This window comes from Streptomyces bobili (assembly GCF_002154575.1).
Classification (GTDB): Bacteria; Actinomycetota; Actinomycetes; order Streptomycetales; family Streptomycetaceae; genus Streptomyces; species Streptomyces bobili.
Genome location: NZ_MUBA01000007.1, coordinates 1 through 7,300, shown reverse-complemented (window position 1 = coordinate 7,300; position 7,300 = coordinate 1). Strand labels below are relative to the sequence as shown.

Annotated in this window: 6 protein-coding genes; 1 reads left to right on the top strand and 5 read right to left on the bottom strand. The window is 72.2% G+C overall.

Annotated features, from left to right (window positions below):
• Nucleotides 1-176 precede the first annotated feature (176 nt).
• Both BZL64_RS00575 and BZL64_RS00570 read right to left on the bottom strand, forming a co-directional pair.
• Entirely contained in the window at nt 177-1,046 is an 870-nt protein-coding gene (locus BZL64_RS00575; RefSeq protein WP_086764718.1) for an esterase/lipase family protein, read from the bottom strand.
• A gap of 172 nt (nt 1,047-1,218) precedes the next feature.
• A complete protein-coding gene (locus tag BZL64_RS00570; RefSeq protein ID WP_086764716.1) occupies nt 1,219-1,662 on the bottom strand; it encodes a MarR family winged helix-turn-helix transcriptional regulator in 444 nt (147 codons plus the stop codon).
• Nucleotides 1,663-1,760: 98 nt separating this feature from the next.
• On the opposite strand from BZL64_RS00570, the gene BZL64_RS00565 reads away from it, so the two are divergent.
• On the top strand, nt 1,761-2,135 hold the full coding sequence (locus tag BZL64_RS00565; protein ID WP_086764713.1) for a cupin domain-containing protein: 375 nt from the start codon (nt 1,761-1,763) through the stop codon (nt 2,133-2,135).
• Here BZL64_RS00565 and BZL64_RS00560 read toward each other — a convergent pair.
• From BZL64_RS00560 to dnaE, 3 genes are all read right to left on the bottom strand, one after another.
• Nucleotides 2,113-3,264 carry an NADAR family protein gene (locus tag BZL64_RS00560; protein ID WP_086764710.1) on the bottom strand — a complete coding sequence of 384 codons (1,152 nt, stop codon included), beginning with the start codon at nt 3,262-3,264 and terminating at the stop codon, nt 2,113-2,115. The genes BZL64_RS00565 and BZL64_RS00560 overlap by 23 nt on opposite strands.
• 73 nt (nt 3,265-3,337) lie before the next feature.
• Nucleotides 3,338-4,306 carry a DNA polymerase Y family protein gene (locus BZL64_RS00555; protein WP_086764707.1) on the bottom strand — a complete coding sequence of 323 codons (969 nt, stop codon included), beginning with the start codon at nt 4,304-4,306 and terminating at the stop codon, nt 3,338-3,340.
• On the bottom strand, nt 4,303-7,300 hold a 2,998-nt coding region (gene dnaE, locus BZL64_RS00550; protein WP_107430175.1), incomplete at its 5' end, for a DNA polymerase III subunit alpha. The genes dnaE and BZL64_RS00555, both read right to left, overlap by 4 nt.

Here is a 7,300-nt window from a genome sequence, read left to right as displayed (position 1 = left end):
CAGCACGCCGTATCTCGCGGTCGGCGGGGCGGCCGTACTGGCTCTGGGTGCGGGCGTGCTGTTCGCGTCGGTGCGGCGTCGCGCCGTGGGCGGTGGCCGGAGCGGGCGCTGACCCGACGGACTCCGGGGCCCGACCGGCGGCTCAGGCCGGTCGGGCCCCGGCGAAACCGCCTGCGTCAGCCGAGGACGGAGGCGCAGGTGGTGGCGGTGGCGCGGGCCGGGTCGAGCGCGTTGGCCACCTCGTGGAAGGCGATCCGGTCGGTGAGTCCGAGCAGCGCGTGCTCGGAGAGGTCGAGGGGGCAGAGGTCCTGGATGAGGATGTTCCTGACGTTCGCCCCGCTCAGGTACTGCGTCCGATGCGGGGTCACCACCTCGTCGTAGCGGGTGGCGATGACCGTGTAGCGGACGCCGGGGACGGTGTCGCCGCCCGCGTTCAGCTTCGTCATGAAGTCGGAGCCGACGATCTGCTGGGCGAGGGCGGGGGTGGCGGCGGTGAGGAGGTCCTCGGCGCCGGGGAAGAAGGGCAGCAGGTTGGTGAGCCCGGCGAGGGTGGTGCCGTGGTTGTTGGGGGCGATGCCGACGAGGGCGTTCACCTTGGCGGCTCCGCCGAGGAACTTGAGGTAGTAGCGGGGCATCATGCCGCCCTGCGAGTGGCCGACGACGTCGGCCTTGGCGGCGCCGGTCGCGGCGAGCACCTTGTCGATGTGGGCCGACAGTTGTTCCGCCGACTTGTCGATGGGCCCGAGGGCGTGGAAGAAGGGGACTCCGGGCAACTGGCCGTAGTCGAGGGAGAAGACGCAGTACCCGCGGTGCTTCAGATAGGGCGCGAGGCCGAGCCAGTTGTCGACGGAGTTGCCGAGGGTGCCGTGGACGAGGACGACGGGGCGGGGGTGCGCGGCGGAGGGCTTGCAGTCGTAGTCGTTCCAGCCGCTGCTTGACGCGGTGGAGGCGGAGGCGGAGGCTGTCGCGGCGGGGACGGCGGTGACCGAGATCGCCAGCAACAGGGCGGCGAGCGGTCTGATCAGGCGTTTTTTCCAGGGCAGCATCGCGTGATCTCCTTGCGGCTCAAGGGGGGTTCGACGGCGTTACGCCTGGTGATCCGGATCACGAGGATGCTGTTCACTCGTCAAGTTACGGGCGAGTAGCTGAAGTGTGAAGTTACGCGTCGGTAAAAACTTCCAGTGGTAGTCGGTGACGACCGGGGCGCCTGACGCACAGTCACCAGGTGGGCCTGAGGGGACCGTAGGGAGCGATTCGCGCCAAACGGTCACAGAGCACGCGCACTTCAGCCTCCCCGAGGATCTCGACCCATGCCCCTACGGCGTCGGCCGCCGCCGCCTCCGCGGCGCGGGTGCACTCCCAGCCACGCTCGGTGAGGACGACCAGCCGGGCCCGCGCGTCCACGGGATGCGCCCGCCGCTCGACGTACCCCTTGCGGACCAGCTCGTCGACGAGCTGACTGGCCGCCTGCTTGGTGACCCCGAGGTGCGCGGCCAGCTCGGTGACGGTCGCCCCGTCCGGGGCGAGCCGCGTGAAGGCGAAGCCGAAGGCGGGCCGCCCCTCGAACCCACGGGCCTCGACCCCGTCATTGATGCGCCGCGTGAGGTCGCCGGCGGCGGCGAGCAGGACGGCGGTCAGGGCGAGGGCTTCGGAGTTCTGCACCTCCGCATTGAAACATCCTTGACGTATTGGTCAATCTGCTTGACCATCATGACAACACAACTAGTCAAGTAGCTTGACCAAATTCTCGGGAGACACCCATGCCCTTCATCCGCTCCTCCGACGCCGTGACCCACGAGATCCACGGCGCCCGCTTCGTCTCGTACGCCGCCCCGCGCACCGGCAGCATGGAGCTGGCCGCCTGGCGGGGCGAGGTCCCGCCGGGGACGAAGGCCCCCGCGCACACCGTCAGCCGGGAGGAGATCTTCCTCGTCCTCGTCGGGGAGCTGGCCCTCACGCTCGACGGTCGCACCGAGCGGGTCGGCGCGGGCGACACCGTGATCATCAACGCCGGGTCGACCCTGAGCGTCGAGAACCCGACGGATCAGACCGCGATCACCTGGGTCACCACCTCGGTCGGCCTGACGGCGGAACTGGCCGACGGAACCGTGCTCACTCCCCCGTGGGCGAACTGAGCCCGGAACCGGTCCCGGCGGCGTGCAGTTCCGAACGGACCAGTTCGAGCAGGCGGCCCACCCAGTTGCGGCCCTGATCGTCGCGGGCGGTCCGCCAGTACGGGGACTCCTCGTAGCCGCTGTAGGCGATCCGCGCGTCCCCGGTGCCGAGCAGGATCTCGGCCAGCGCCGGGTGCTGGGTGAACTTGGCGCGCAGCAGACCGGCCATGACGGCGAGACGTACGTCCGCCCAGTCCTCGCGGCGCGAGGCGAGGGCACCCAGTTCGTGGGCGGCGTCGGTGGTCGGGGCGTCGCGGACGGCGAGGCGGTCGGCCTCCTCGGCGGTGGACAGGGCCCAGTAACCGTGGTGGACGGAGGGGTAGCTGTCGCCGGCGTGGTGGAGGGTGACGGGGAAGTCGTTGCGCAGGGCGGAGAGGCCGGGGTCGGCGGGGCGGCCGTTGGGGAAGAAGATCTGGTTCAGGATGATGGCCGGGCTGCCCGGCGACGTGGGATCGTCCGCGTGCCGGACGGCCTGCCGCTCGTCCGCCCTGGCGACGGCCTTCTCCCGGTCCCGGAAGTAGTCCAGCGCCTGGCGGTGCATCTCGGCGGTCGCCGGCGGCCCGTCCCCGTCGACCGGTTCGCCGAGGTCGGTGAACAGGATCCGCAGGGGCCGGTCCTGGCGGTCCATGTCGCCGAGGCAGTAGACGCGCAGATGGGGCGCGATGGCGAGATAGGCGCCGCGCAGGAGGGACCGGTTGGTCTCGGTGGGCGCTCCCTGGAATCGCCGGACCGCCTCCCGGAAGCGGTCATGGACCGTCGGCCGTCCTGCCAACTCCTCGATCCGGTCGGCGACTTCGAGGAGGAAGCCCTCCGGGGTCAGCGCTTCGGGATACCGGGACTCCCACTTGTTCTCCGGCTCCTCCCACGGAGGCGCCGCCGGATCCCTGAGCACGATCAGCTCCCGGTCCAGCATCCGCTCCAGGCCGGCCAGGTCGGTCGTCCGCTCGCAGCGCACCGTCCCGTCGGCGTAGACGAGCAGGTCCTCGACGACGTAGGTGTCACGCCACTCGTCCCACTGCCAGACATGACACCAGACCCCGTCGATCCGCTCCCCGTCCACCGTCCGAAACGTCGGGCCTTTCCATGTCATTCGCGCACTCTATCGAGCGAGGGCGGGGCCACCTCCTCGGGGACCGGCCGCCCCACCCCGCTCCGGAGCCTCCTCACGCCGCCAGCGCCCCCGGCATCACCGCCCTCGGGCCGAACTTCGCCCGCGCGCGGTCGGCGACCTCCTCGATGCGGCGGGCCTTCTCGTCGACAGGGTCGAAGGTGAGCTGGTGGGAGGCCTGTTCGGCGGGGGTGAGGCCCTCGGCGCGCAGGGCGATCGCGCGGACGCGGGCGCGCTGGAGGCCGAGCGCCTCGTACAGGCCGTACGCCGTCCTCGTCAGGTCGGCCGAGTGCGCGGTCGGTTCCCCGAGGGTGCGGCTGCGGGTGGTCGAGGACCGGTCGGCGTAGCGGACGGTGAGGGTGAGGGAGCGGCAGACCTTCTCCACTGCGCGCAGCCGGGAGCCCATTTCCTCGGCGGCCGACAGCAGCGCTCTGCGGTGCCGGTGGGGGTCCAACTCGTCGCGACCGAAGGGGCGTTCGGTGGCGAGGGAATGGGAGACCGCGTTGGGGACGACCCGGCCGCGGTCGATGCCGTTCGCCTTGTCGTGGAGTTCGCGGCCCGCCTTCGCGCCGACCAGGCGCTGGAGGGTGGAGAGCGGCGCGGCGGCTACCCGGCCGAGGGTGTCGAGGCCGTACTCGCACAGGGTGCGGGCGGTCGCGGTGCCGACGCCGGGGAGCGCGGCGACGGGCTTGGCGTCGAGGAACTCCCGTACCCCGTCCTCGGTCACGGCGCGGGTCACTCCGGGCCGGGCGTCCCGCAGTGCCATGCGGGCCAGCATCGGGCCGGGCCCGGCGCCGATCATGCAGTCGACGCCGTACAGGGCGAGCGACCGCACCCGGATCACGGACGCCAGCTCGACCGCGCCGCGCCCGAAGTACCGTTCGGCGCCCCGCACATCGATCAGCGCCCCGTCCGGTGGCAGCGCCTCGACGACGGGGGTGAACTCCTGAAGGAGTTCGAGCAGCCCCGGCAGGGCGGCCTCGTGCGGCGGAGGCAGCTGGAAACGTACGCAGAGGATGGTCATCCCGCACTCCCCGGACTCTGGTGCCACAACTTCCTTACTGTCGAAGGCCCTTGTGAGGCCTCCTGGCCCGCGGGGCGCAGATCCGCCCACGGGTGCATCTGATAGCCGGTGGGCAGGCGGATGCGCCGGCCGTGGGTCGGATCACCGCCCTGACCGTCGGGGCCTTCCGGCCCCTCCGTGCCGTCCGTGCCGTCCGCGCCGTCCGGTGCGGGTGGTGGTTCCGCGAGCCGTGCCGCGACCTCGTCGAGGCCTCCCTCGGCGCGGAGTTCGACGAGTTCGGCGAGGTTCCAGGCGGCGGCGCCCACCACGCTGAGGCTGCGCGGCCCGCGCCGCTGCACCACTCCGCGCACCAGCAGCAGCCAGGAGTGGAAGACGGTGTGGGCGCAGGCGTCGTGGGAGTCGTCGAAGAAGGCGAGGTCGACCAGCCCGGTGCCGTCGTCCAGCGTGGAGAAGATGACCCGCTTGCCGGAACGGATCGGCGGGGTCTGGGTGGCCGCCTTGGCGCCCGCGACCAGCACCGTCTCGCCGTGCCGCGCCTCGCGCAGTCGCCGCGCCGACACCACGCCCAGCTCGTCGAGGAACTCCCGGTGGTCGTCCATCAGATTGCGCGAGGCGTCCATCGACAGCACCCCCAGCTCGGCGCTGAGCCGCTCCGCCGAGGAGAGGTCGGGCAGCCCGGCGGGAGCGGTCTTCCGGCCTCCGGCCAGGGGGAGTTGGCCTCCGCCGCCGCCTCGGGAACCTCGGTGAAGCTCCGTCAGATGCAGCTGGAGGTCACGCCGGTTGGCGCCGAAGGCGTCCAAGGCGCCGACCTGGGCCAGTCGTTGGGCGAGCGGACGGCTGGGCCGGGCCCGTTCCCAGAAGTCGAGCAGCGAGGCGTACGGCTGCCCGTCCGCGATCCGCCGCGCCTCGGCCTCGCTGATGCCGTGCACGTCGGAGAGGGCGAGCCGGAGACCCCACACCCCAGGGGATTCAGACACCAGTTCGATACGGTGGGCGACGCCCGACCGGTTCACGTCCAAGGGCAGGATCGGCACCCCGCGCCGCCGCGCGTCCGCCAGCAGCAGCCGCTTCGGGTACATCCCGGGGTCGTGCGTGAGCAGCCCGGCGTAGAAGGCGGCCGGGTGATGCGCCTTCAGCCAGGCCGACTGGTACGTCGGCACGGCGAAGGCGACCGCGTGCGCCTTGCAGAAGCCGTAGGACCCGAAGGCCTCGACGATCTCCCAGGTCCGCCGAATCGTTTCCGCGTCATAGCCGTTCGCCGCCGCCCGCTGCCCGAACCACACCTTGATCCGTCCCTGCGACTCCGGGTCGGACAGCCCGCGCCGGATCCGGTCCGCCTCGCCGCGCCCGCAGCCGGTCATGATCGCGACGATGTCGATGATCTGCTCGTGGAAGACGACGACCCCGTACGTGCCCTTCAGCGGCTCGGCGAGGTCCGGGTGCGGGTAGCGGACGGGTGCCCGCCCGTGCCGCGCCTCGATGAACGGCCGCACCATGTCGGCGGCGACCGGCCCCGGACGGAACAGCGAGATGTCGACGACCAGGTCGTGGAAGGTGGCCGGCTGGAGCCGCCCGACCAGATCACGCTGGCCCGGCGACTCGATCTGGAAGCAGCCCAGCGTCTCGGTGGAACGGATGAGCCGGTACGTCGCCGGGTCACCGGGGGGCACCGCGTCCAGGTCGATCCGCTCCCCCGTCGCGCGCTCCACCTCCGTGACCGCGTGCGCCATCGCCGACTGCATCCGCACCCCGAGCACATCCAGCTTGAGCAGCCCGAGGTCCTCGACGTCGTCCTTGTCGAACTGCGCCATCGGGAACCCCTCGCCGCTGGTCGGCATGACCGGCGTACGGGAGAGGAGGGAGGCGTCGGAGAGCAGGACCCCGCAGGGGTGCATGGCGACTCCGCGCGGGAGGGCGTCGAGGGCCTCGACCAGCTCCCACAGCTTTCCGTACTTCTCCCGCTCCGCCGCGAGCGGCCTCAGTTCGGGCAGCTCCGCCAGGGCCGCGCGGGCGTCCCGCGCCCGGATGTGCGGGAAGGACTTGGCGACGCGGTCGATCTCGGCGGGGTCCATGGACAGAGCCGCGCCCACGTCCCGGATCGCGTGCCGGACGCGGTACGTCTCCGGCATCGCGACCGTCGCGACCCGCTCGGTGCCGAACCGGCCGATGATCGCGCGGTAGACCTCCAGCCGGCGCGCGGACTCCACGTCGATGTCGATGTCGGGCAGCACCACCCGCTCCTTGGACAGGAAGCGTTCCATCAGCAGCCCGTGCTCGACCGGGTCGGCGTGGGCGATGCCGAGAAGGTGGTTGACCAGCGAGCCCGCGCCGGAGCCGCGCGCGGCGACCCGGATACCCATGTCCCGTACGTCGTCCACCACCTGAGCGACCGTCAGGAAGTAGGAGGCGAAGCCGTGGTGGGCGATGATGTCCAGCTCGTGGTGCATCCGCTCCCAGTAGTCGCGCCGCCCGTCGTAGCCGTGCCGGACCATTCCCGCCGTCGCCCGCGAGGCCAGTGTCCGCTGGGCGGTGCGGCGGCCGGCGCCGACGAGGTGCGGTTCGGGGAAGTGGACGGTGCCGATGCCGAGGTCGTCCTCCGGGTCGACCAGGCACTCGGCGGCCGTCGCCCGGGTCTGCTCCAGCAGCCGGTGGGCGGTGTCCCGCCGGAAGCCCGCGGCCTCCACGATCCGCTCGGCGGCGCGCAGCATGGCGTCCGCGTCCTTCAGCCAGGCCTCGCCGGAGTCCAGTTCCCCGGCCGGGTCGATGGGCATCAGGCGGCGGGCGGCGTCCAGGACGTCGGCGACCGGACCCTGGCCGGGGTCGGCGTACCGGACGGCGTTGCTGAGCACCGGGCGGACCCGCTGTTCGGCGGCGAATCCGACGGTACGGGCGGCCAGGCGCAGGGAGCCGGGTCCGGTGCCCGTCCGGCCGTGCCAGACGGCCTCCAGGCGCAGGGCGTCGCCATAGGCCTCCCGCCAGGGGGCGAGGAGCCGG